Origin of the sequence: Spirillospora albida (assembly GCF_000718255.1) — a bacterium.
GTDB lineage: Bacteria > Actinomycetota > Actinomycetes > Streptosporangiales > Streptosporangiaceae > Spirillospora > Spirillospora albida.
In genome coordinates, this window is the sequence record NZ_JOFJ01000030.1 from 1 (window position 1) to 23,579 (window position 23,579).

The following is a 23,579-nucleotide window of genomic DNA, read 5'->3' on the forward strand; positions in this document are numbered from 1 at the left end:
CCGCCATCTGGCACAACTGGCTCATCGACGCCCCGGTCAAGCGATCCCTGATCGCCTACGACCATTGACCAGCACCAACATTTCCCATCAACGATCTAGTAGCGCCGGATCGGAGCGCGAGTGAGACAGGGCCTCTTCCAGGAGCGGAAGGGGCCTTTTCTCAGCGCACGGCCCCTTATCCCGTGACGTGAACCATTGGTTCTCGAAGTGTCCGCTGGGACGAAACCGGTGCGGAGGGTCGAGCGTGACCCCTACTGATGGCGGTCATTGGAGGGGTGATGCGGGAAAGCGAAGACTTCGACGCGTTCTACGCCGGAACGTCAAGAAAAATCATCAACCCGGCGTACGCGATGGCGGGCGACCTGGCGGAGGCCGAGGACGCGGTGCAGGAGGCGTACGCGCTGGCCTGGCAGCGGTGGCACAGGCTCGGACGGTACGCCGACCCCGAGGGATGGGTCCGTACCGTGGCCTACCGCATTGAGGTGAGCAGCCGGCGGAAGGCGCGCAACCGGCTGCGGGCCCATTTCGACACCTGGCCGGCCACGCCGGCGGACGGCACATCCTCTTCATCAATGAGCCCGCTCCGCGTACAAGGCCGGCGCCGGCGATCTGGCGCAGTGCACGGAGAGGGACGACACCGAAGGGGCCGGCCGCACTCCCCGACGGCGCTCAGTCTCTGCTGCGGGAACCGGCCACTCGCCTGGAAACCTACGGCCGGTAAGGAGCTGAGAGCCCTCCGGGCGCGATCGGTGCCCGTGGCTCCAGCGGCAACGCCAAAGGCCCCTTCCGATTGGAAGGGGCCTTTGAGCCGGTGCACCCGAAGGGATTCGAACCCCTAACCTTCTGATCCGTAGTCAGATGCTCTATCCGTTGAGCTACGGGTGCCTGCCGGGAACACTGTACCGGCTCCCGGGAGCGACTGCGAATCGGGACAGTCGAGACGGATGTGACTGCTGGGGTCTACGCTTCGTCCCGAATTGCGAACCTCTCGAAGGAGTCCCCATGCGCAAGATCGTGTTCGGCGTGCTCGCCGGCGGTGTACTGCTCGGCGCGTCGGCCTGCGGGTCGCTCGACTCGGTGACCGGTGGCGGCGCCAAGGCGTCGGCGTGCAAGAACATCGAGTCGGAGCTGAAGAGCTTCTCGTCCGGCGGTGCGGCGGTGACGCCGGGCGGCGGTGCCGCGTCGAACGCGCAGAAGTTCGCGGACGCGGCGTCGGCGATCCGGTCGGAGGGCCAGAAGGCGGGCGGTGACGTCGAGACGGCCGCGACGAAGTTCGCGCAGGACCTGGACGACACGGCCGCCACGCTCAAGCGGCTCAGCAGTGGCGACATGTCGGGTGGAACGCCCGACTTCACCAAGATGCAGCAGCACGGCAACGAGCTCGGCAAGGCGTGCGGGTACTCCACCTTCCGGATCGGCGGCTGACCTCCCGGCGTGCCGTCCCCGCGGCCCCGGGGCGGTCGTCCACTATGCTCGGGGAATGACTTTGCCGGTTGGCGCGCTCAACCGGTAACCTGTCCTGAGCCTGGAGGATTCGCCTAGTCCGGTCTATGGCGCCGCACTGCTAATGCGGTTTGGGTTTACCGCCCATCCGGGGTTCAAATCCCCGATCCTCCGCCATCACCTGCGGGGTTGCGTCAAGCGACGCAACCCCGCAGGCGTCTTCAGACCCCACGCGCAGTGCCACCTGGCACATTCCTGGCACACGAGGCAGAGCTGTGCACACGTCCGGGCGCACAGGGCCTGCAGACCCCTCCGAACACTATGCAGACAGCTCGGCGTCCCCGTCGTTGTGCGACCACTTCGCGCTGACCGTGTGCGGTACGAAGTTCGCAAGCTTGACTGCCGCGTCCTCGGCCAGTTCTTCCGCGACGACCGCGTAGACGTCGGCGGTGAAACTCTCGTTGGCGTGCCCGAGGATGTCCGAGACGACCTTCATCGAGACGCCGGCGGCGTGGAGCATCGTGGCGGACCCGTGCCGGAGGTCGTGGAGCCGGATGGGCGGCAGCGGCGGCCCCTCCAGCGCGATCCGGACGAGTTCTGGGGTCGTCCGATGACGACGGGCGATGTGGTCCACGTCCCAGCCTTCAACGAAGGCGCGCCGTCGGTAGGAGGCGTACTGCGCAAGCAGCAGGTTGAACCGCTGGGTGACGTAGTCGGGCCGCAGCGGTCGGCCGTCGGGGTAGGTGAAGATGCGTCCGGTTCAGCGAAACGCAAGAACGCGCCGCACTGGAGTGCGGTCCAGACCATCACCTTGTGCGGGATCTTGCCGGTCCGTTCCCACTCTGCGACACGTTCGTCGGTCCACAGCAGCGGCTTGACGCGCCGCTTGCGGCCTCCGCCCTTGGTGCGGAAGATACCGTCAGCAGGGTTGACCAGCAGGATCTTCCAGAGCTTCACCGCATCGTTGAGGGCGCCGGTGGCCACCGCGTGCACGCGCTTGATCCGCGCTTCGCTGATCGGGCGGTTGGAGTAGGGGCGGCCCTCGCGGGCGGCGCGGGCAGTCAGCAGGCGGCGCAGCATCTCGCTCGGCTTGCCGCCCGAGTCGTCCCGGTTGATCAGCCGCATCGCGGCGTACAGCTCATGGAAGTGGTGATCGCGGAGGTCGACCATCTTCAGGTGCCCGAGGCCGGGCTTGAGGTACAGCTCGATCGCTTCGCGATCGGAGGTCAGCGTTGAGCGCTTGAGTCCTTCGCCGGTTTCGGAGTAGGCGAGGCGCCGCTTGTGCCGCTGATCGAGGAAGTCGGCGAACGTGATCTTTCGGTCTTCGATGCGGCCGGTACGTCCGAGCTGGCTGAGGACTTCGGCCAATGCCTGCTCGCACTCGGTCTTGCTGTCGAAGGGGCCGATGCGAGGCTGGCGGCGCTTGCCGTCCGCCGCTGGAGCCTCGTAGCGCGCATACCACTGGCCGTGGTGCCGCTTCTTGAGGTCTGGACAGTTGCGGCCGTACTCGCGGCCGGTTTCGGGGTTGATGCACCAGCAGCGCTTGAAGGGCTTCACGGATCACTCCGGAATGTGCGAGGGGTGTGGGTTCAGAAGGAATGATCGGGGGCGGCGGTGACAGCAAGGGGCTGGTCGTCCAGGTGGCCGAGCACGGAGGGCAGCTCTGGCGGCGTCAGCCCGCGGCTGCGTATTTCGCGGCGGGTCTCGGTGATGATCTCCTCGGCGATGCGTGCGCTTCGCTCTGCCGCTTCGGCTGTCTGGGTCCGCCAGGCGCGCTCGGCCTCTTCGGCGGCTTCGGCCTCCATCGACCGTGCTCCGGCGGCCTTGCGGGTAGCGAACTGCCACTCCGCGACGTACCGGTCGTGGCGGCGGAACAGCGTGAGGGGGGCGGCCGGGTGGTCTGCTTCGGCTTGCGCGGTGGTCGTGGGGGGCGGCGCGGGGAATGCGGCGGTGCCGGCGAACCACTGGGCCGCGTCCCAGGCGGGGACGTGAACGCCGGGGGCGGGGATGGATGTGCCCTGGCCTACCGGACACACCAGCAGGACCGGCGGGATGTCCAGGGCGCGGGCGAGGATGAGGAGTTCGGGGAGGCTGATCGTCGGCCGTCGCCCGCTCTCAAGGTTCGCCAGCGTAGAGCGGGTGAGGGGGAAGCCGAGGGCCGTGCAGGCGTCGGCGAGTTGCTGTGCGCTCCAGCCCAGGCGCTCGCGTTCCACTCGTACCTGGCGTGCCACCCCTTCGGCGACAGCGGAGGGCCAGTCATCGTGTGTCATGACAACACAGTATGCCTCCACATTGACACTTCTCGACACTACTCGGATGATCGTGATGCAACGCAGAGCAACGAGACTGCGTCGTCTGTTAGGCGGCGTCTCTGAGGAACGAGGATTGCGTGACCGAGTTGACCACTAGCGATACGACATGGACGCGTGAGCGCATTGGGGACCTCGGCCCCTCCATCGACGTCCCGACCGCTGCCGAAATCCTCAGGGTCGGCCCGTGGACGCTGTATCGGTTGATCCGTGGCGGGGAGTGGGACAGCACCCGGGTTCTGCGCATGGGACGCACGATCCGCATCCCCACGCAAGACCTGGTGGAACTGCTCTATGGCCTCGGCGCGGCGCAGCCGGTGGCCGCCACGGCGGTGCCGTCGACGTAGGCGCGCCCCGGTGAGACGGTCAGAACCTTCGGCCCTGCTCGGTGTCGATGAGACCTCACATCGACAGACCACCTGCTGGTGCCGATAGAGCGGTGGAATTCGAGGGCCGGGTCCCCGCCACGGTCCGGCTCGGCGCGGACACGGTGACTGCCCGCCATTCTCCCGGCCGGGCGTGGCCGTTGCCACTGCGCGCATACTCGGATGAACCGCTGGCTCAGAGTCAGGCGCGTGTATTTCGTGGCTCTGCTCCCACTCCTCCACGATCGCCAGCTTGTACTCCGGGCTGAACATCCGCCGCTTCGGCCACCTCCCCTGAGTCTGACAGTGAAGGGACGGCCGTCCAGTCCGCCATCGCCGCGCACTGACCGTCCGGCGACAACCGCCCCGGCTCTCCCAGATCCGCTGAATAGCGGCGAGTTGCCCCATCCCCCGATCTGGAATATCCGCCGCATCACACTTCCTGGGCACGGCCTGCACTCACCCACTTGGTCCAGAGGCGACCTCGGCCAAGCGGACGCGGCCGCGCTGAAAGCGCTGAAGCACGCGGTTAGGAGCTTGTGAGGAGGTAGCGGGCGAGGATGACGTCGCCGATGGGACGGGCCTCCTTGAGGGTCATCCGGTTGCCGGGGTGGTGCGGGAACTGCCCCGATCCGACGAAGCGCGGGGCGGCGGAATCGCCGACGAAGAAGGGGGCGATCACGAGCTGGAGCTCGTCGGCCAGTCCGGCGGTGAGGAACTGGGTGTGGACGGTGCCGCCGCCTTCGACCATCAACCGCTGAACCCCTCGGTCAGCAAGGTCGGCAAGCATGGTGTTGAGGTCGACCGGGTCACCTGCGTCCACGACAGTGGCGACGTCCCCGAGGCGCTCACGGCAGCTGGCCACCGCGCTGCTGGAGCAGTACACGATCTTCTCGACGCCGCCGGCGGTAAAGAACTTGGCCCCAGGGTCAAGGTCGCCCCGGGCCGTGAAGGTGACCTTGATCGGGCTCTCGGGTAGGCCGCGGGCGACGCGGGCCTTGCGGCGCTCCTCTGTCCGGACGAGCAGGCGCGGGTTGTCTCGGCGGATGGTGTTGGCGCCAACGAGAATGGCGTCGCAGCCGGCCCGGACTTCGTCAACTCGGTCGAAGTCCTCATCGTTGGACAGCAGAAGCCGTTCGGCGGTGGCGTCGTCGATATAGCCGTCGATCGAGGCCGCGCAGGACAAGAGCACGTAGGGGCGTTCAGTCATTAGCTGCTCCAGGGTCGTTGCTGATCAGTTGTTCGACGATACGTACGAAGTCTTCGCCGGGGTCGGCGCAAGCGTTGAGGGCGGCGTACCGCTCCTCGTCCAGCGAGGCGCGGAGGCGATGGTCGCGGGCCGCTTGGTGGTAGAAGCGGCGGGCGGTTCCTCCGCTGGCCGGGAGCGCGATTACCGGTTTGCCCATCGACAGAGCAAGATCGATTTCTGTCTGGGTTCCGGTCCCGCCGCCGAGGACGATGACGAACTCGGCGTCCTGAATGACATTGCGGTGACCGAAGAGCCCGAGGGCCCGGGAGATGTCGGGAGGACGGTACTGGTCGGCGATGTAGGTCATGACCTCGATGCCCACGCCAACGGGGCCGTGACTGACCTTGTAGCCACGGCTCATGACGAGACGGGCCAGGCACCGGACAGCGGCGTCGATCACGCCGGCGTCGGTGTCGGGGGCTCTGCTGCCGCAGATGGCCACGTGCACAGGTGCTGTGCTGGCCGTCGGCTTCTCAGCGTCACGTAACTGCGCACGTTGCCGGGGGACAGGTGGATTCGGGCTGAAGGCGAAGGAACCGGCTGGGGCGAGGCCGAGCAGGAGCCGGGCTTGATCGGGGAGTTGCAGGCCGTCTGCGATACGGGTGAGCACCTCGATGTCGGAGACGCGGCCCTGGCGAGTACCCCGCACCCAGTTGGAGATGTCAGAGCGATCATGCTGGGTGAGTAGGGCCAGTTGAGTCTGTGTGCACTCGGGGAACTGACCGAGGAAGAGCCGGAAAAGCCGACCGACATCACGGCGGGTGAGGGCGTGCGCGACGTCTTCTCGGCACCAGAACCCCATGGGGACCGATCCGGGATCGAAGTACCTACGCCTGGTCACGTCGCCATTCGTCCTTGACTCGCCGAAGACCCCCTGTCAGAGGGTAGCGGCGCGCAAGCCGCAAGCCATGGCGATCAGCGAGACGCGTCCGTGAGTCGGTTCCACGGGAGCAAACCACGGCTTCGTTCACTGTTCCGATCTCGCCGAGGGACACAAGGTGTAGCCCGACAGCTCCGCCGACCGGAGCGGAGCGGGAAGGGAGATTTCAGTGGACAGCAGCAAGGCAGGCGGCCTGGTGGTGGCCGTGGAGAAGATCGTCGCGGCGCGTGGTCGTGCCACCCAGCCGTCCGACGGCGGGTCCACCGGCAAGTCCGACCTCAACGACGGCTGATCGACGATCATGATCGACTTGATCGTCGAGGTTCTGGGCGGGGACCGGTTCCTCGCCCAGGACCTGGGCCGCACCCACCGGGTCTATCCCGCATCGTCCGCCGACCGAGACCGGTTCGCCGGTCTGCTGGCTTGGGCGGCACTGAACCAACTCCTTGACACTCATCGGCTGGAGCCGCCGCGTCTTCGGCTGTCCGCCGATGGTGCCACCATCCCGGCGTCGGAGTACTGCCAGCGCCGGACGTACCGGCGTATGCCGCCGTGGGAAGCTCCGCAGCCGCATCTCGTCGCCGAGCAGCTCCGCAACGGCGCGACGATGGTCCTGGACGCGATCGAGGAGATGCATCCGCCGATCGGTGCCATGGTGAGCACGCTCGAGCGCCATCTCCGTACGGGCGTGCAGGTCAACGCCTACGCTTCCTGGACGGCGAGAGAAGGCTTCGGCGTCCACTGGGACGACCACGACGTCATCGTCCTCCAGGTATCGGGGGCCAAACGGTGGCGGATCTACGGCCCCACCCGTCCCGCTCCGCTGTATCGAGACGTCGAGTTCGACGACGCACCACCCGAGCACCCGATCGACGAGTTCGTCCTCCGGGCCGGGGACGCCTTGCATGTCCCGCGCGGTTGGTGGCACGCCGCTGCCGCGTCCACCGGACAGCACTCGCTTCACCTGACCTGTGGGCTGGCCACGCACACCGGGGTCGACCTGCTGTCATGGGTGGTGGACGAGCTACGTGCGCAGCCCTCCGTCCGCGCTGACCTCCCGCGCCTGGCCGGCCCGGACGCCCAGGCGGGCTGGCGCCATGAGATGAGAAAGCTGCTGGCCGAACGCCTCAACGACCCTGCGGTGATCGATGCATACTTGGCCGCGCGTGATGCCGCCTCCGGGGCTCGCGGCGGTTTCTCGTTGCCACACGCGGTTCACGAGCGGCTCAAGGACAACCCCGATCTACTTGTCCGGCTCGTGACGCCTCGGACCGTCCTGCACCGCACCGAGCAGACCCTGACCTTGGAGGCGGCCGGTCAACGCTGGACACTCGCGTCCCAAGCGACCCCACTACTGGAGGCGCTTATCTCCGGTCGGCCGGCCACGCTCAGCACTCTGGCCCAGGCGGCGAACGTCACCACTGACCAGGCCGTCGACCTGCTCGACCAGTTGTTGCGCAGCGGGATCATCGCCGCGGGCGAAGCATGATGGCGGTTCTCGGCCTGGGCACCTATCGATGCCGCGACGTGACCGCCGCCGCCCGTGCCGCCATCGCGGCGGGGGTCACCGTCATCGACACCGCGCCTGTCTACGCGCGAGGCAGCGCACATGCTCAATTGGCCGGTCTGCTACCCGACCGACCTGGGCTGCGCATCTCCACGAAGGCGGGCCACATGACCCGACACCAAGCCCAGGCCGCTCGACAGGCGGGCCTCATCACCTCCGAAGAGGCTGCCGCCTGCCACTCCATAGCGCCCGCCTACCTTCGACATCGCATCACCGCCAACATCACCGAGGTGGGCCGCGGCCGACTCGACCTGCTGTACCTGCACAACCCCGAACACGGCGCCCACGGAGACCGAAGCCGACTACTCGAGCGGATCACCCAAGCCTTCACGATCTTCGAGGAAGCCGCCCACCAAGGCGACATCGCGGGCTTCGGCATCGCCACCTGGAGCGGCTTCACCAGCGGCGCCTTCACCGTTCAGGACCTCGTCACCGCAGCGCGACGAGCAGCGGGAAGCACCCGAACCCATCTGCGGGCGATCCAACTACCCGTCAACCTCATCGAACTCACGCCCGTTGCCCAAGCCCTCCACGGTGCCGGTCCCGTGGCGGAGGCCGCCGGGGTCGGTCTGGAGGTGTGGGCCTCTGCCCCACTGAACGGGGGCGAACTCATCGACCTGGTCACCTCCGACCTGGCCGAGTTCATCCGTCCCGGCTCCTCACACGTCGCCGCGCCGCTCGCGGTAGTGGCCTCCACGCCTGGACTCACCGGAGCCCTGCTTTCGGCGTCGACTGCGGCACACTGGCGAGAAGCACTCAACGCCTTCCAGCGTCCAGCCATTCAACTCGCGCATCTCCAGGACATCTGCCATGTTCTTCGAGCCTGACGATCCCGACGTCCGCGCACGGATGCACGCCGCCTTCGCTAGCGCGACGATCCGGATCGACTGCGCACCCACCCACGGCGCAACCGAAACCTGGGGTCATAGCGGAAGGACCATCGGCGCCCCCGTCACGACGTCCTCCGGAAACGCCTGGCTCCGAGTGCTGGAAGCACCAGTCGGCAAGGAGGGCGGAAAGCTGTGGACCGGCACTCAAGAAGCCGCTGCCACTCTTCCGATGGAGATCCCACGCCCCCGGCTGCTGGCTTCAGCCGACTGGGTTGACGAGGGGTATGCCTACCGAGCCGAGCTCAGCACCTACGTAACTGCGCCCGTCTGCTCCCCGACTCCCGACCTCACCGAACACATCACCCTGCCCGACGCATGGTGGTCCCGATTGCACCGGGCTGCGAGCACACTTGTGGCCACACCGGTTCCGGACAACCGCCCACGCGTCATCAGCCAGGCCTACGTACACCGCACCATCCCTCGCTACCTCGGCGAAGCGGGCATCGACACCACCGTCCACCACTGGACCCTCGCCCACGGCGACCTCCACTGGGCCAACCTCACCAGTCCGGAACTGACCATCCTCGACTGGGAAGGCTTCGGCCCCGCCCCCCACGGATTCGACGCCGCCCATCTCTACGCCTACACGCTTCCCGACCCAGAGCTGGCGGCCCGCGTCCGCGACACCTTTTCCGACGTCCTGGCAACAGGCGCTGGGCGGCTCGCCGAACTCACGATCGCGGCCATCCTCCTCCAGGCCGCCGACCGTGACCCCGTCCACGCCCGGCTCGCCCCTCATGTCCGAGCACATGCGCAGCGGCTACTGGAGCACCATCGCGACTCCCGAGTGCCCTGAACGCAGCAGCGCGCGTCGGCACAGGATGGTGGCGCTGCAGCTTGAGGGCCCCCGCATCCCGGCTCCACGAGTACCCGATGATGTCGGCGGCGGGCGGTGTGATGGCGCCTGGGAGTAAGGGCACGGAGTCCTGTCTCGCTCAAGTAGCCCCACCGCCCATGGCCGACGCCTCGGTACGGTCGGGTTATCCCATCTGCAGTTCGAGGCCGTGCTGGCTTCGGCCCGCGCCTCGGCCAACTCCAGTGACTTTGCGCTGGTGGCGATGCTCGCGTCGCCTGGACTGCAGATCTTCGAGGCCACCAGAACCGACATCAACGACCGGGGCGAGGAACACGGCCGCCGAGTCCCCCACATCCGACAGGTGCCCGTATGGTGCTGACGATCGCTGCCGCAGTCGGCGGAGTCATCGACCGCGCCACCGGTGGCCGGACATCTGGGTTAATCATGATCAACGCTTACAAGACCCGCTGCATTGGCACCCCACCACCAGCCGCCCGCGCCAACTCGCAGCCCTATCTCCAGCAGCAAGGTTTCGGGCATTCACAAAACTAGAATTAAGCCGTTCCGGGCATGTACATGGTCGCGATGTGCGATAGAAATCTGGCAAATCATTACTCGGCCGTGGGGGTAAGTGGGTTTGTCCGGACACCGGAACGAAGGTTCTGTTCGCGCATGGTTGATTCGTGGTGGCCGGGACGGCGAGCGCGAGGTCAGGGCACTCAGTGAGGGGCTGGCGATCGCCGGGTGGGCCGAAGCAGGAGACCTCAGCCGTTGCAGGACCTGGGGCGAGCTCACCGAGGCACTGCAGCGGACGTACCCAGAGGCGGGCCGCAATCTTATCGGCAACTGGACGGGCCAGCTCTGGAAGTTCACCACCGAGATACAAGAGGGGGACCTGGTGGTGATGCCGTTGAAGACAAACCAGGGCTTCCTCGCCGTTGGGCGCGTGGCTGGGCCATATGAGTATCGCGGTGATGAACTCGAAGACTTTCGGCAGGTAAGGCGGGTCGACTGGATTAGGCCGGACGTCCCGTGGACAGTGATTAGGCCCGATCTCCGGGCCAGTCTTGGCTCTCTTTTGACCGTCTGCGGTTTGACTCGAAATGACGCTGCGCGTCGCATTGCTCATCTAGCCGTGCAGGGAAACGACCCCGGGATCGCCGGAGAGGAGCAAGCCACAAGTGCCGAAGAGCTTCTTGAAGACGCGGCGTCGCGGGAACCGTCGAACCCCCGCACCTTGACTATCCGCAGTTTGCTGGAGCATTGGGGCTGGGAGCGTCGCACCGCCCCAGTAATTTCAATCATTAAAAAAGACCTCGCCGCGCAAGGCCTGACCACTCGGCCTCCGTTTACAGAAGGCTTTGTGGGAGACGTGGTCGCGCTCGTCCGACTCGGAGCTGAGCCCGGCACAGACACGGAGACCGAAGGGGACACGGCGGACACTGAAGATGTGTCCGAACCAGATCCCATGACACTTCGACTGGGAAGGCTGCCTGCGCGGCTGGTTTCGGTTCCGTCGACCGCAGACCTCACCTTCGCTAAGACCCTGATGGTGATGCGGCAATTTTCCCAAATCGCCGTGGTCGATGAAGACGGCACTTATCACGGCGTCGTCAGTTGGGAATCGATCGGCCGAGCCCATATCGCCTCCGATGATCCCTCACTGGAGAGCGCAACGGCTTCGGCTCTCGTCGTCGACCACGACGCGCCCCTTCTCGATCAGATTAGCGTGATCTACGATCGAGGGTTCATCCTCGTCCGCGATTCCGACCGCTTCCGCGTCACGGGCATCCTTACAGCATCCGACCTCACCCGCCAGTTCGGCACTCTGGCGCGGCCGTTCGTCCTGATCGAAGAGGCCGAAAACAGGCTGCGCCGTGCCGCCGAGGAAGTCTTCACTGTTGACGACTTGAAGGATGTCGTTGCAAACCATCAAAAAGCGAGGGTCACGCGGGCTGCCGACTTGACCTTCGGCAACTACGTCTATCTGCTTCAGAATGAGGATCGCTGGGCCAAGCTTGGCTGGAAGCTGGATCACGACCAGTTCATCGAACTGCTCACCACAGTCCGCAATACCCGCAACGAACTTATGCACTTCACCGAAGACCCGCTGGCCGACGAGCAATACGCAGCTGTCGAAGGGCTTCTAGAACTACTTCGCACCGCTGACCCGCGTCCATAATTTTAAAAGGGCCTCGTTTCGCGGCGGGTCCACATACAGCCCGACCGCGCCGTGGACCTTGTCACCGAACTGGAGGACGGTGGACGACTGGGGCTTGAGGCCGACGCTCGCCATCCTTGACCTGGCGATGCGCCGCCACGGCGTGAGGCTGCTCGAATCACTGTTCGACGACGGGTCGCGGCTCGTTGGTGGGCCTGCGGTCACTCAGCTACCCGCACCCCCGGTCGCGATCGGCGCGGTTGCGGTCCGCACTAGCAGATCCGGCTGCCGCTCAGCCGGCCGGGACATGATGTAACCGGTCCGGCCCCGCCGGTCCACCTCCCGCAGCAACGTCCACCCCTGCACCCGGCAGTAGTAGTCGGCCAGCGCGGAATGGAAAGCACCGCGCCGCACGTGCAGCCGGCCTGTCCGGGCCGCGTGGTGCAACGCCCATCGCGCGATCACGTGCCCGAACCGGTCAGCAGAGGGGAGCGTCCAGGTCGACGCGAGGAACACCGACGGGCTCCTCCCGCTCATGCTGAGTGAACGCCCAAGCAGGACACTCACTCAGCACGGTGGTGCATCCCACCACCGCCTCACCGGCCTCCTACACCCACACCGGCCAATCCGGCTCCCCACCTGCCCGGCCAGGGTCTCCGCGATCCCTTCCGGCGCGCTCAAACCACGCCCACGCAGCCAGGCAACCCTCGCGGTCACCATCGCGCGAACCCCGTCCCGGTGCCTCGCGGGATCCGCAGGAAGCATCAACCGCTCCTCCCCTGCGCGGAGAAATCACCTTACGACCGCGGCCTCCTTGACCACGGCGAACCAGATGCTGTCCCTGGCCCACGTTTCGTCCCGTACTCGGCAGGCTCCAGTCATGCCCCGCGCGCTGCTCGCGCAGGGTGGTAGCCAACCGTCAAGCGTGACCTTCGCTTCGAATTTCAGGACGACGGTTCGCCTGTCGATCGAGGCTGCTTCAGGTCAACGAGGATTTCGACAGCGGCCTGCGTTGCATGCCGCTGAAGGGCAAAGTCTTTCCGGAGGTCCACCTCGTCGTACTCTTCATTGCCGAGCAGGCTGATCACAGGGACCCACTCGCCGCCACCGGTGGCATAATCTCGCCAAGAAGAGCCAATGACAACTTCAAAATGAACAGCATTATTGCGTCGGTCAACGGCCTCTTCGATGAGACGCAGCTCATATTCCCAGAAACTTTCATCGTCGTCACTCAAGAGCCTGCGAACGTCCTTGATCAGTCGACCAGCCGTACTTTTCTCTATATTGAGGTTCGGATCCAAGTGCTTGACGATCTCCCTAAGGACCGACTCTGTCTCTGTGCCCTGAGCCATCACCAGGCCACGAAGTCGATGCATTCCAGCAGCGACGTGATCCTGCGCTGGAGGCCGGTCCCTATAATCGTATGTGCGTGACTCACCCTCACGTTCCATTTGTTCCTGAAGTAGCGTTTGCCAGGACACGATCGCCGGGTTCCGCTCGATGCCGTACCGTCCGCTCATCTAATCAAGTATCAGGGAGCCGGTGCAGCTTTGCATCTGGATATGTCGTCAGACCAGCGGGGCACGCACTCGTACGCAAGACTCGCGCCGGCCCCACCGGCACCCCAGCCAGCCGGACTGCTCGACACGGGGCCAACTTGCTCTCGACCGTGGGCGGCCTGGAGACGAAGGAGACCCGTCTGGCGGACACGCTGAGTGCTCGCATGACGCGTGGCTACCATGGGCGACCTTGGCGGTTGGTGCGCACAGGGTGCGTACGAACTGTAATGGATCACGGGGGATGAGGTGAAACCATGCAAGCCGCTGACCTGCGGAAGTGTGGACTTACGAGGACCGTGAATCACCCCATAACACGCCAAATATGGAAGTGCTAATGCGGTTTGGGTTTACCGCCCATCCGGGGTTCAAATCCCCGATCCTCCGCCATCACCTGCGGGGTTGCGTCAAGCGATGCAACCCCGCAGGTGCGTTTTGAAGATCGTTAAGGGCCGAGTACGCACAAGGTACGCACAAAAGGTCTGAGCGCGTCTGAAGGGTTCTTCCGAGGGCACGAGCCCGGCCTGCGCGGGCGGCGGTCTGACTTCATCGGCCGCATGTCGGGCCCAACCGTCGCGGGCCCGACCGGTCCGCGTCACCGCGCCGGGCGGAGGCCGACTTTGGTCGACGGGCTCTCGCCGATCGGCCGAAGCCACGGCCCGGCCGGCGTCCCTAGCCTGCGGGCATGAGAGGAATCCTCGGCCTGCTGTGCTTCTTGTCGATCACCCAGGGGATCGGCGGTCTCGTCCACCACCTGACCGACGGGCGGATCCATCTGTGGGCCCTGACCAGGAAGGCCGACTTCCTGGAGGGCTACCACGTCGCCGTGGAGATCGCGCTCATCTGCGTGGGCCTCGCCCTGGGGGCGGCGTCGGAGGCGGTCAAGCGCCACGAGGAATCTGCATGAGTGCCACCTCCCGTGACCTTTTCTAGGAGGGCCGTACCGGGCCTCCATCGAGGAGGCCCGGTACGGCGTTCACCGTCCGCGGAGTGAGTTTCGAGAAGCTCGACGGGACCGATGAGAAGGGCATCTCCCGGAAGAGCGGCCCTCTCATCGCCTGGTTCAAGGACCCGGCGGGCGGCTTCCTGTCCGTGCCCCAGGAGTGACCGCGGCGGGCCGCCGGGCGCGGTGCGCGGGGCCGTTCAGCCGAGGACGCCGAGGCGGCGCAGCAGGGTGCGGCCGAGCCGCTCCCGCTGCCCGGCGTCCCGGTCGGTCCTGACGTCCATGGTGAGGGCGAACGCGTGGTGCCGGCCCCGGTGCTCGACCCAGCCGACCCACCAGCCGGTGCCGGGCGTGGTGGCGTCCGTCAGGCCGGTCTTGGCGTGCAGCGAGCGGTCGCCGCCGCGCTCGATCCGGATCAGGTCGCCGACCAGCCGCTGGTTGTCGGCGGAAGCGGGCAGCCGCCGCCCGGCCAGCCGCGCCAGGAACCGCGCCTGCTCGACGGCGGAGATCTCCAGCGGGCCCTGCAGCCAGAACCGGTCGACCGCCGTCCCCACCTGGCGGTCGCCGTAGCCGAGCCGGTCGAGCCACTGCCGCTCCCGCCGCGGCCCGATCCGCCGGGCGATCGTCTGGAACACCGCCACGTTGGACACCCGGATCGCGTCGCCCAGGTTCATGTCCCGCTCCCACGCGGCGACGCGCTGCGGCCTGCCGCCGTACGGGATCAGCTCGCGGGCGTCCCGCACCGCCCCGGTCTCCAGCGCGATCAGTGCGTGCGGGACCTTGAACGTGGACGCGGGGATCATCCTGCGTTCCGCCCGGCGGCGGTCGACCACCGTCATCCGTCCCGTCTCGGCCTCCAGCAGGACGAACGCCCCCTGGACGCCCGCCCGGCGGAACTCCGACCGCAGGTCGTCGCGCACGACCGTGCCGCCGCCGGTCGAGGGCGCCGCCGCCGGCGGCGTCCCGATGCCCCCGCCCGGCGAGGCGTCCGATCCACCGCAGGCGCCGAGCACCGGCACGGCGACGCTCAGCACGGCGACGGCGCGCGTCCCGCGCCGCCCGCGGGACGTGATGGGCGCACGCCCGGCGGTCGGCGCCCGGGAGTCGAAGTCCATGTCGGTGATCCTAGGCGTCCATGCTGCGGCCGCCGGGGTGCCGCTGGGGGCGACCACTTACTACCTGGACGAGCTGGTCGAGGCGGCGCTCACCCACCACGCCGAAGCGCTGTCCGCCTGACGGCGGATGCCGGACCTCGGCTCCGACCCGCACGTGGACGACCGTGGAGGACGCCCCGCCGATGATCGCTGCATTCGTGTCCGCGCTCCCCGGCCTGCCGGCCGCCAAAGACTGCGCGCCACCGCCGCAGCCCGCGCGGTCCTCATGAGCGGTCGATGACCGCGAAGATGACCTTGCCGGTGTTGCCGTCCAGTGCGCGGACGCCCCAGCAGCGGGTGAACTGCTCGACGAGGAAGAGGCCACGGCCCGTCTCTCCGGTCATGTCGATCGCCGGCATGCGGGGGACGTCGCTGACGGCGTCTTGGACCTCCATCCACAGGGCGTCGTCCTCGGTGCGGCTCAACCGCAGGATCACGTCACCGTCCGGCGCGGACGCCGCGTGCTGCAGGGCGTTCGTGACCAGTTCGCTGGCCACCAGGCACGGGACGAAGTCGTCCATGTCCCACTGGCCCGTGACCAGCCGCACGAACCGCCGGACCTCCGCGACCACCCTGAGGTCCTGCTTCACCACCATCTCGTTCTCCGCCGCGCCGCCCATGATCTCTCCTCACCTTGTGTGGCGTACACCACACAGTGAGCCACTTTTCGGCCTACGATTTGGTTGCCGTCGAGAGGTGGCAGATAAAGGAAGATCGCTCCCCGTTCAAGAACTTTTCACCGAGAGGCAGGAGCCATGCCCCCGCGGCGTCCCCGACGTCCGAGTGAATCCCCCGCCCTCATCGCCTTCGGCCGTCAGATGCGCCGACTACGCGAGGCCAAGGGAATCAAGCAGGAGACCATCGCTCACCTGACGCAGGTCAGCGGCCCACAGGTCAGCAAGATCGAGAACGGGAAGAAGCGCGCCACCCGCGCGTTCGTGGAGTTCGTGGACGAGCACCTGGAGGCCGACGGCGCCCGCATCAACCTTTGGGGAGGACCTCAACAAGGACGGTCACCCCGTCCCGATCTGGTTCGACTGGCCCCAGATCGAGGCCGACGCGGTCATGCTGATCTGCTGGCAGCACTCCGTCATCCCTGGGCTCGCTCAGACCCCCGAGTACGCGCTCGCCATCGTGCACGGCAATCAGGAGGCCGCAGACGTCAGAATCAAGCGCCAGTCCATCCTCACCAGAAATGACGAGCGAGGTCCGGCGATCGTCGTCTTCCTGATCGACGAGCAGGTGCTCTACCGCCAGGTCGGGACCGCGGAAACGATGAGGAAGCAGCTGGAGCACCTGATCGAGTTCAGCATGATGCCCAATATCACCGTTCAAGTAGTGTTGGGCAGCGGTGAGCACGACGGCAACATGGGCGCCTTTGTAGTCGCGACCATGGAGGATCGGAGCGAGGTGGCGTATGCCGAGACGGCCATACGCTCGATCACGACGGACGACCCCGCCGACCTATCCGTCATGGCTCGAACATTGGTCGACCTCCGTTCACGTGCACTCACACAAGAGCAGTCACGCGAGCTGATCAGGAAGGTGGCTCAAGAAAGATGGACCTGACGATCGCCAAGTGGCGCAAGAGCAGCTACAGCGGCTCTAACGCCGCCGAGTGCGTCGAACTGGCGGGGGTGGCCGGTGCGGGGGTGGCGGTGCGGGACAGCAAGGATCCGGACGGCCCCATGCTCCTGCTGACCCGCGCGGCCCTGCGCACCGCCGTCCGTTCCGCCGCCGACACGCACTGACCACCCCATCGGCCCGCGGGCGACCCGGGCGACCCAGGCGGAACCGGGCGGCTCAACAGTCGGTGACAGCCGTCGGGGCGGTTCGGGTTGCCGGTCGCATGGTGAGGACGAGGACGACGAGGCCGGCGAAGATGACCGCGGCGATGCCGCCGGTGACGTGCAGGCCGGCGGTGAACGCCTCCCGCGCGCTGCGCAGGAGTTCCGCGCTCTGGTCGGCGGGGAGGTGCCGGCCGGCGGCCACCGCTCCGGCCAGCGAGTCGGAGGTGCCGTCCGTCCGGGTGCGGTAGACCATCGTGGCCACCGCGCCGAGCAGCGCGAAGCCGAGCGAACCGCCGATGTAGTTGCCGGTTTCCGACATGGACGCGGCCGAGCCGGCGCGTTCGGGCCGTACGGACCCGACGACCAGGCCGGTGCCGAGCGCGAACAGCGGGCCGGTGCCGAGCGCCAGTACGGCGATGCCGATGATCACCAGCGGCAGGGTGTTCGCACCGCCGGCGCCGACCAGTAGCAGGCTGCCCAGCGCCGACCCGGCCAGCCCGCCGGCGATCGCGGTGGTGTGCTTCATCCGCCGGGCCAGGGCGGGTGAGGCCATGGTGCCGACCGCCACGCCCAGGCCCATGGGGGCGAACAGGACCGCCGACGCGACCGGCGAATACCCCAGGACGCTCTGGAGGTACTGGGTCACCATCAGGCCCGTACCGGCCATGGCGATGCCCGCGCAGACCAGCGCGACGAGGACGGCGGTGAACGGGCGGCTGCGGAACAGGCGCAGGTCCAGCAATGGCTTCTCCAGCCGCAGCTGGCGGCGCACGAACAGGACTCCGATGGCCGCACCGGCGACGAGGGCCGCCACCGGCACGGCCCGCGTGCTGTGGACGGTCAGCTGTTTGACGCCGTACACCATCAGGAGCACCGCGGTGAGCGACAGCCCGACGCCGGCCGGGTCCAGCCGGCCGGCCTGGTCGCTGCGGAACTCCGGCAGCAGGACGGGGCCGGCGAGCGCCAGCAGCACCATCGGCGGGACGGCGGCCAGGAACACCGATCCCCACCAGAAGTGCTGGAGCAGGAATCCGGCGAGGACGGGTCCGAGGGCGCCGCCGGCGAACTGGCACGTCGCCCAGAGCGCGATGGCCTTTCCGCGCTGGTGCTCGTCGCGGAACATGTTGGTGAGCAAGGCGAGGGTGGACGGCGCGAGGGTCGCGCCGGCGACGCCGAGCAGCGCCCGTACGACGATCAGCGTCAGCGGGTCGGTCGCGAGAGCCGCCACGACCGACAGTGCCGCGAACGCCGCCGCGCCGATGACCAGCAGCCGCCGGCGGCCGATCCGGTCGCCGAGCGTGCCCATCGTGATGACCATGCCGGCCACCAGGAATCCGTAGCCGTCACTGATCCACAACTGCTGGACGGCGGTGGCCCCCAGGTCGGCGCTCAGTTGGGGGAGCGCGAGGAGCAACGCCGTGGTGTCCATCGCCACGAGCAGGGTCGGCAGCATGAGGAGGGCCGCTCCCAGCCACGTCCGGTTGATTCGCATCGGAAGCTCTCATTTCCTTCGGGGTTCGCCGGTCGGTCGGAGCGGCCGTGGGCTTCTTGACATCAGGACGGGAAAGATCCGTGCGCGGGTTCGGCCGGAGGATGTCAAGACGGCGGCGGCGGCTCCGACCGGACGGTGACAGGGCCCGTCCCGGGGCCCGCGAACGACGAGGGGGAGAGATGCAGTTCCTGATCGGCATGTACATCAACCCGGCCGTGCTGGACGCGCTGACCGACGAGGAGAAGGCGGCGATCGGTGCGGGCCACGGCGCGTTCATCGAGGCGCTGAAGGAGTCCGGCGAGCTGATCACCACGCAGGCGCTGGTCGACCCGTCGCAGGCCGCCGTGGTGTCGGTGCGCAACGGCCAGCCCGTGGTGACGGACGGCCCTTTCCTGGAGTCCAAGGAGTACCTGGGCGGCTTCTACCTGGTCGACTGCGAGAACAGGGAGCGGGCGATCGAACTGGCGGCAAGGATCCCGGACGCCGCGATCGAGGGTCTGGCGATCGAGGTCCGGCAGGTGATGTTCGCTGACGGACAATTGGAGGCATGACGATCCCGGCGATCGAGGACCTGCTGCGTGAGCTCACGCCGCAGGTCCTCGGCGCGCTGGTACGCCGGTACGGTCACTTCGAGGAATGTGAGGACGCCGTCCAGGAGGCCGTCCTCGCCGCCGCCGTGCAGTGGCCGGCCGGGGGGATGCCGGACAACCCGCGCGGCTGGCTGGTTACCGTCGCGTCCCGGCGGCTCATCGACCAGATGCGCAGCGACCAGGCGCGCCGTGAACGGGAGTCGGCGACGGCCGCCGAGGCGGCACCCGAGGTGCCCGACGTCGACGACACGGTGGTCCTGCTGTTCCTGTGCTGCCATCCGACGCTGACCCCGGCGTCCCAGACCGCGCTGACGCTGCGTGCGGTCGGCGGCCTGACCACGGCCGAGATCGCCCGCGCGTTCCTGGTGCCGGAGGCCACGATGGCGGCCAGGATCAGTCGGGCCAAGCAGCGCATCAGAGCCGCCGGCGGTTCGTTCGAACCGCCGCGCGGCGCGGAGCGCGAGGAGCGGCTGCGCGTCGTCCTGCATGTGCTCTACCTGATCTTCAATGAGGGCTACACCGCCTCGTCCGGCGCCGCGTTGCACCGCGCGGACCTCGCACACGAGGCGATCCGGCTGACCCGGATGGTGCACGCGCGGCTGCCCGGGGACGGTGAGGTGACCGGGCTGCTCGCGCTCATGCTGCTGACCCATGCCCGCCGTGATGCCCGCACGACGGCCGCCGGTGACCTGGTGCCGCTGGCCGGACAGGACCGCACGAAGTGGGACCGCGGGCTGATCGATGAGGGTGCGGGGCTGGTCAAGGTGGCGCTGGCCGGGCCGGTGCTGGGGCCGTACCTGCTCCAAGCCGCCATCGCCGCCACGCACGCTGACGCGGCCTCGGCCGAGGAGACCAACTGGGCGCAGGTGCACGCCCTCTACCTGATCCTGGAACGGATCGCCCCCAACCCGATGGTCACCCTCAACCGGGCGATCGCGCTGGCCGAAACCGAGGGCCCGTCGGCCGGGCTGGCCCTGCTGTCCACACTGGACGAAGACGGACGCCTGGCGGGCCATCACCGGCTGCTGTCCGTCCGGGCTCATCTGCTGGAGAAGGCCGGCGACGCGGCCGGGGCGTACGCGTACTACCGGCGCGCCGCGAAGGCCACCGCCAGCATCGCCGAACAACGCTACCTGGAGTCCCAGGCCGGCCGGCTGAAGACATGAATCCCCGCGGTCCCCGGCCGGCCGAAGTGGATCTTCACCGCGCGACGGGCTACGGCCCGGCGGGGGTGACCTCCAGCGTCCGCCGTCTCTCGCTCGGCAGGAGCAGGCCGTTCGCGTTGGGCACGTACTGGACGATCAGTTCGCCGGGGGTCGCCGCGAAGGAGATCGCGTAGGAGCCGCCGGGGCCGAGTTCGTCGACGCTTCCGAGGTAGCGAAGGTCGCCGCCGTCGAACGGCCTGATCCACGCCTGGATGACCTCGCCCGGTCCCAGGAACGCCGGCCCACCGGCACCGCCGCGCACCAGCTCCCCCCGGACGGTGACCGTGCTGCCCGCCGGAACGGGGCCGGTGAAGCCGAGCCGAGCCGAGAGCGCCGTGATGGTCTGCTGGACCGTGGCCGGGATCGTCTGCCGGCCTTGGCACACCACGCCCTCCGCGTCGTTGTAGAGCTCGGGCCGTGCCGTCGCGTCGCCCTGCACGGTGAAACGCCCGTCGGCACCGGTCTCGGTGGTCCCCGGCGTCCCCAGGAGCTTCACGGGCAGGCCGTCCGCCGGCTGCGGAGGGGCGTCCCTGGACGTCCGGTAGGAGATGGCGCCGGACGCCGTCACCGTCCGGTGGTCGGCGTCGATCACCGCCGGTGTCGCGGTGACCCCCGAGTAGACCGGTGAATAGCATGCTCGGAAGGTGTTGGCGCCCTCAGCGAGCTTGCGGCCTTCCGCGTCCTCCGCGTAGACGACGGCCCAGTGCTCGCCCGGATGCTCCTCGACGGAGACCGGCAGAGTCCCCTGCCAGGTGCCGTCCTGCGCGGTCCCGCTGATCAGCCGGAGATATCCCAGCGCCGCCCAGCCGCCGCCGAATCGCGAGTCGGCGAACCATGCTCGCACCTGTGCCACCCCTTCACCCCGAACCCGGACCGTGACGGTCACCGGATGCGCGGGATCGTCCCGATCCAGGACGGGGTGGACGTTCACATAGGGCGCCGCGTACGCGGGGGGTGCGGCGGCCACGGCGAGGGGCGCGGAGAGGAGAACGGCGGAGAGCAGGGCGGGAAGTCGTCGCTTCACAGGATCCTCCAGGGCTGCTTACCAACAAGACGTTCTGCGCCACCCGGCGGAGTACGAACGATGACGACTCGGCCATCAAGTACTGACCAGATACCCTAGGGGGTATATTGAGGGTCGGAACCTGTGAGGGTCGCCGGTTCGTGAACCGATTCGAGGGAGGACAGACCATGTGTCAGCGGGCCGTGTGCCGCACGTGCGGACGCGTCACCTACCAGGGCTGCGGCAAGCACGTCGATCAGGTGCTCGCCGGAGTTCCCCGATCGCAGCGCTGCGACTGCGCAGAGAGGGATACCTCCGGAAACGTCTGGACGCGCCTGTTCCGCCGGGGCTGAACCGCGTCAGGGGCGGCGGAGGAGGCGGGGGCGGACCTTGCCGAGGCCCTGGAGGGGGCGGGAACGCAGGCCCGAGACGTCGTAGCCGGTCAGGTTGTCGGCCATGCCGCCGTCGATGAGGACCGTGCCGGGGTGCGCGGTGGCGGTGAGGCGGGCGGCGAGGTTGACGGGGGTGCCGAAGACGTCGCCGAGGCGCTGGACGACCTCGCCGTAGGCCAGGCCGACGCGGACCTTGGGGAAGCCCGGGTCCTCGGTGAAGCGCTCGGCGACGCGCAGGCCGATCTCGGCGGCGGCGCGGGGGTCGGCGGCGACGAAGAGGATCTCGTCGCCGAGCGTCTTGACGACGCGTCCGCCCTCCTCCGCGACGACCTCGGCGCAGGTGGTCTCGAACCCCTCGACGAACGCTGCGAGGGCGTCGCCGTCGAGGCGGCGGCTCAGACGGGTGAACGACACGATGTCCGCGAAGCCGACGGCGAGGTGGGCGACCCCGGCGGCGGGGTCGGTGATCGCGGCGGCGGTGCCGGCGGCGGCGCGCATCCCGGCGGCGGCGAGCTGGCGGCGCCAGCCGTGCAGAAGCAGCCGCTCGAACGCCGGACGCAGTTCCTCGGTGGCGGCGAGGGCGGCGGTGACGATCTCCTCGGTGACGGGTTCGTCCGGCGGGAGCTGCTCGCTGAGGCGCTTCAGCCAGACGTCGCCGAGCCAGCTCGCGAGGCGGCCCATGGTCTGGCCGACGGCGCGAACGAGCTGCAGGACCATCGCCTCGTCCACGAGGTCGTTGCCGAGGAGGTCGGCGATGTCGCGGAGCGCGGCGACGTCGCCTTCGGTGAACGCGATCTCGTCGTCGGGCGGGACGGGGAAGCCGAGCGCCTGCCAGATGCGCCGGGCGAAGTCGTCGGTGACGCCCGCGAGGGTCTCGACCTCCTTGCGCGTGTACCGGACGGTACCGCCGAGGAGGGTCTCCTCAATGTCATGGGGGTCCGCCATCGGGGCCACCTCTATGTGTCATCAGTCGATGTAACAATAGTGCCGAAGTAAGATCACGGCGGTCAAGGTGGACGAGTCCGGCGGGCGGGGCATGGCCGAGTACCGAATCGACGAGCTGGCGCGGTTGTCCGGCAGCACCGTGCGCAACATCCGCGCCTACCAGGACCGGGGCCTGCTGGCGCCGCCCCGGCTGGTCGGCCGCGTCGGCCTCTATGGCGATGATCACCTTGCCCGGCTGCGGCTGATCGGCAACCTGCTCGCCCGCGGCTACACGTTCGCGATCATCAAGGATCTGCTGTCGGCGTGGGAGACGGGCAAGGACGTCGGCGAGGTCCTCGGGCTGGAGAAGGTCCTCACCGACCCGTGGACGGATGAGATCCCCGGCACGGCGACGATCGGCGAGCTGGTCGCCATCTTCGGAACGGGCCTGGACGAGGCGGGCATCGCCGACGTGGTGCGCCGGACGGTCGAGCTCGGCCTGATCGAGCCGGCGGGCGACCATTTCCGGGTGCCGAGCCCGCGGCTGCTGCACGTCGGCGCCGAGCTCGTCGCCGCGGGCATCCCGCTCGACGCGGTCCTCGACATCGCGGGGCAGATCCGCGACGACTGCGACGTGATCGCCGGACGGTTCGTCAACCTGGTGCAGGAGCACGTCTTCCGCAAGCTCGACGCCGGCCCGGTGCCGGACGCCGACGCCATCGCCGACACCGCGGCGCTGGTCAAGCGGATGCGGCCGCTGGTGAAGATGGTCGTCGAGCCGTTCATCGCGCGGGCGATGGAGGCCCGCGTGCAGGACGTGCTGGGCGAGCAGTTCGAGACCATCAAGGAGCATCTCGCGGGGGACTGACG

The 23,579-nt window shown here is 68.1% G+C and carries 28 protein-coding genes, 2 tRNA genes and 1 pseudogene; 18 read left to right on the forward strand and 13 right to left on the reverse strand.

Annotation, left to right across the window (positions count from 1 at the left end; genetic code table 11):
• The first annotated feature begins 278 nt into the window (after positions 1-278).
• Entirely contained in the window at positions 279-839 is a 561-nt protein-coding gene (locus tag IE99_RS31520; protein WP_084220003.1) for a sigma factor, read from the forward strand.
• Here IE99_RS31520 and IE99_RS0127200 read toward each other — a convergent pair.
• Positions 813-885: transfer RNA gene (locus IE99_RS0127200), tRNA-Arg, on the reverse strand. The two genes, IE99_RS31520 and IE99_RS0127200, sit on opposite strands and share 27 nt — an antisense overlap.
• Before the next feature lie 117 nt (positions 886-1,002).
• Here IE99_RS0127200 and IE99_RS0127205 point away from each other — a divergent pair.
• Positions 1,003-1,425, forward strand: a complete 423-nt coding sequence (locus IE99_RS0127205) for a hypothetical protein (protein ID WP_030176980.1) — start codon at positions 1,003-1,005, stop codon at positions 1,423-1,425.
• Positions 1,426-1,527: 102 nt separating this feature from the next.
• Positions 1,528-1,620: transfer RNA gene (locus IE99_RS0127210), tRNA-Ser, on the forward strand.
• A 142-nt stretch (positions 1,621-1,762) separates the two neighbouring features.
• On the opposite strand, the gene IE99_RS32830 is transcribed toward IE99_RS0127210, so the two are convergent.
• From IE99_RS32830 to IE99_RS30820, 3 genes are read right to left on the reverse strand one after another with little or no spacing between them, the layout of a single operon-like run.
• Complete coding sequence (locus IE99_RS32830) at positions 1,763-1,963, reverse strand: hypothetical protein (RefSeq protein WP_211258942.1); 201 nt, start codon at positions 1,961-1,963, stop codon at positions 1,763-1,765.
• A complete protein-coding gene (locus IE99_RS31525; protein ID WP_211258940.1) occupies positions 1,936-3,000 on the reverse strand; it encodes an Arm DNA-binding domain-containing protein in 1,065 nt (354 codons plus the stop codon). The genes IE99_RS32830 and IE99_RS31525 overlap by 28 nt, the downstream gene beginning before the upstream one ends.
• Before the next feature lie 32 nt (positions 3,001-3,032).
• A complete protein-coding gene (locus IE99_RS30820) occupies positions 3,033-3,713 on the reverse strand; it encodes a helix-turn-helix transcriptional regulator (RefSeq protein WP_084219998.1) in 681 nt (226 codons plus the stop codon).
• A gap of 119 nt (positions 3,714-3,832) precedes the next feature.
• On the opposite strand from IE99_RS30820, the gene IE99_RS0127225 reads away from it, so the two are divergent.
• Complete coding sequence (locus IE99_RS0127225; protein ID WP_211258941.1) at positions 3,833-4,099, forward strand: helix-turn-helix domain-containing protein; 267 nt, start codon at positions 3,833-3,835, stop codon at positions 4,097-4,099.
• 547 nt (positions 4,100-4,646) lie between these two features.
• On the opposite strand, the gene IE99_RS0127230 is transcribed toward IE99_RS0127225, so the two are convergent.
• Both IE99_RS0127230 and IE99_RS0127235 read right to left on the reverse strand, forming a co-directional pair.
• Positions 4,647-5,327: a RibD family protein gene (locus IE99_RS0127230; protein WP_030176986.1), complete on the reverse strand. Its 681-nt coding sequence runs from the start codon at positions 5,325-5,327 to the stop codon at positions 4,647-4,649.
• Positions 5,320-6,207: an SLOG cluster 4 domain-containing protein gene (locus IE99_RS0127235; protein WP_157610514.1), complete on the reverse strand. Its 888-nt coding sequence runs from the start codon at positions 6,205-6,207 to the stop codon at positions 5,320-5,322. Before IE99_RS0127235 ends, IE99_RS0127230 begins: the two co-directional genes overlap by 8 nt.
• A 208-nt stretch (positions 6,208-6,415) precedes the next feature.
• On the opposite strand from IE99_RS0127235, the gene IE99_RS33510 reads away from it, so the two are divergent.
• The 6 genes from IE99_RS33510 (at position 6,416) to IE99_RS32200 (ending at position 11,681) form a co-directional block, all read left to right on the forward strand.
• Positions 6,416-6,538, forward strand: a complete 123-nt coding sequence (locus IE99_RS33510) for a hypothetical protein (protein ID WP_281176590.1) — start codon at positions 6,416-6,418, stop codon at positions 6,536-6,538.
• A gap of 9 nt (positions 6,539-6,547) precedes the next feature.
• The gene (locus IE99_RS0127245; protein ID WP_030176990.1) at positions 6,548-7,735 is read left to right on the forward strand and encodes a cupin domain-containing protein; all 1,188 of its coding nucleotides are present in this window, start codon (positions 6,548-6,550) and stop codon (positions 7,733-7,735) included.
• Positions 7,732-8,640 (forward strand): aldo/keto reductase, encoded by a 909-nt coding sequence (locus IE99_RS0127250; RefSeq protein WP_030176992.1) that lies wholly within the window; start codon positions 7,732-7,734, stop codon positions 8,638-8,640. Before IE99_RS0127245 ends, IE99_RS0127250 begins: the two co-directional genes overlap by 4 nt.
• Positions 8,624-9,499, forward strand: a complete 876-nt coding sequence (locus IE99_RS0127255) for a hypothetical protein (RefSeq protein ID WP_030176993.1) — start codon at positions 8,624-8,626, stop codon at positions 9,497-9,499. Before IE99_RS0127250 ends, IE99_RS0127255 begins: the two co-directional genes overlap by 17 nt.
• Positions 9,500-9,868: 369 nt before the next feature.
• Complete coding sequence (locus IE99_RS32195) at positions 9,869-10,051, forward strand: hypothetical protein (RefSeq protein WP_157610516.1); 183 nt, start codon at positions 9,869-9,871, stop codon at positions 10,049-10,051.
• A 79-nt stretch (positions 10,052-10,130) separates the two neighbouring features.
• Positions 10,131-11,681, forward strand: a complete 1,551-nt coding sequence (locus IE99_RS32200) for a CBS domain-containing anti-phage protein (protein ID WP_157610517.1) — start codon at positions 10,131-10,133, stop codon at positions 11,679-11,681.
• A gap of 204 nt (positions 11,682-11,885) precedes the next feature.
• Here the strand turns inward: IE99_RS32200 and IE99_RS33265 are convergent, their stop codons facing one another.
• Complete coding sequence (locus IE99_RS33265) at positions 11,886-12,176, reverse strand: hypothetical protein (protein ID WP_051713397.1); 291 nt, start codon at positions 12,174-12,176, stop codon at positions 11,886-11,888.
• A 428-nt stretch (positions 12,177-12,604) separates the two neighbouring features.
• Positions 12,605-13,180: a hypothetical protein gene (locus tag IE99_RS32205; protein WP_157610518.1), complete on the reverse strand. Its 576-nt coding sequence runs from the start codon at positions 13,178-13,180 to the stop codon at positions 12,605-12,607.
• 721 nt (positions 13,181-13,901) lie between these two features.
• On the opposite strand from IE99_RS32205, the gene IE99_RS0127275 reads away from it, so the two are divergent.
• The gene (locus IE99_RS0127275) at positions 13,902-14,123 is read left to right on the forward strand and encodes a hypothetical protein (RefSeq protein WP_030176998.1); all 222 of its coding nucleotides are present in this window, start codon (positions 13,902-13,904) and stop codon (positions 14,121-14,123) included.
• A gap of 236 nt (positions 14,124-14,359) precedes the next feature.
• On the opposite strand, the gene blaOXA is transcribed toward IE99_RS0127275, so the two are convergent.
• Positions 14,360-15,274 (reverse strand): class D beta-lactamase, encoded by a 915-nt coding sequence (gene blaOXA, locus IE99_RS0127285; protein WP_051713399.1) that lies wholly within the window; start codon positions 15,272-15,274, stop codon positions 14,360-14,362.
• Here blaOXA and IE99_RS33515 point away from each other — a divergent pair.
• Entirely contained in the window at positions 15,273-15,395 is a 123-nt protein-coding gene (locus tag IE99_RS33515) for a hypothetical protein (RefSeq protein ID WP_281176591.1), read from the forward strand. The two genes, blaOXA and IE99_RS33515, sit on opposite strands and share 2 nt — an antisense overlap.
• Positions 15,396-15,537: 142 nt before the next feature.
• Here the strand turns inward: IE99_RS33515 and IE99_RS0127295 are convergent, their stop codons facing one another.
• Complete coding sequence (locus IE99_RS0127295; RefSeq protein WP_051713401.1) at positions 15,538-15,933, reverse strand: ATP-binding protein; 396 nt, start codon at positions 15,931-15,933, stop codon at positions 15,538-15,540.
• Positions 15,934-16,068: 135 nt separating this feature from the next.
• Here IE99_RS0127295 and IE99_RS33755 point away from each other — a divergent pair.
• From IE99_RS33755 to IE99_RS0127305, 3 genes and pseudogenes are all read left to right on the forward strand, one after another.
• Positions 16,069-16,287: pseudogene (locus IE99_RS33755) on the forward strand (helix-turn-helix domain-containing protein); the annotation flags it as partial.
• 73 nt (positions 16,288-16,360) lie between these two features.
• The gene (locus IE99_RS31545) at positions 16,361-16,882 is read left to right on the forward strand and encodes a DUF5753 domain-containing protein (protein WP_281176592.1); all 522 of its coding nucleotides are present in this window, start codon (positions 16,361-16,363) and stop codon (positions 16,880-16,882) included.
• Entirely contained in the window at positions 16,873-17,064 is a 192-nt protein-coding gene (locus tag IE99_RS0127305) for a DUF397 domain-containing protein (protein ID WP_030177006.1), read from the forward strand. The genes IE99_RS31545 and IE99_RS0127305 overlap by 10 nt, the downstream gene beginning before the upstream one ends.
• Positions 17,065-17,116: 52 nt before the next feature.
• Here IE99_RS0127305 and IE99_RS0127310 read toward each other — a convergent pair whose 3' ends face one another.
• Entirely contained in the window at positions 17,117-18,595 is a 1,479-nt protein-coding gene (locus IE99_RS0127310; protein WP_030177008.1) for an MFS transporter, read from the reverse strand.
• Positions 18,596-18,774: 179 nt separating this feature from the next.
• Here IE99_RS0127310 and IE99_RS0127315 point away from each other — a divergent pair, with 179 nt between their 5' ends.
• Entirely contained in the window at positions 18,775-19,146 is a 372-nt protein-coding gene (locus IE99_RS0127315) for a YciI family protein (protein ID WP_030177010.1), read from the forward strand.
• Positions 19,143-20,351 carry an RNA polymerase sigma factor gene (locus tag IE99_RS0127320; protein ID WP_030177011.1) on the forward strand — a complete coding sequence of 403 codons (1,209 nt, stop codon included), beginning with the start codon at positions 19,143-19,145 and terminating at the stop codon, positions 20,349-20,351. The genes IE99_RS0127315 and IE99_RS0127320 overlap by 4 nt, the downstream gene beginning before the upstream one ends.
• A 49-nt stretch (positions 20,352-20,400) precedes the next feature.
• On the opposite strand, the gene IE99_RS0127325 is transcribed toward IE99_RS0127320, so the two are convergent.
• Entirely contained in the window at positions 20,401-21,414 is a 1,014-nt protein-coding gene (locus IE99_RS0127325; protein ID WP_030177013.1) for a hypothetical protein, read from the reverse strand.
• A 338-nt stretch (positions 21,415-21,752) separates the two neighbouring features.
• Positions 21,753-22,730, reverse strand: coding sequence for an adenylate/guanylate cyclase domain-containing protein (locus IE99_RS0127330; RefSeq protein WP_030177015.1), 978 nt, complete (start codon positions 22,728-22,730; stop codon positions 21,753-21,755).
• A gap of 67 nt (positions 22,731-22,797) precedes the next feature.
• Between IE99_RS0127330 and IE99_RS0127335 the strand changes: the two genes are divergently transcribed.
• Positions 22,798-23,577, forward strand: coding sequence for a MerR family transcriptional regulator (locus IE99_RS0127335; RefSeq protein ID WP_342666255.1), 780 nt, complete (start codon positions 22,798-22,800; stop codon positions 23,575-23,577).
• Positions 23,578-23,579 lie beyond the last annotated feature (2 nt).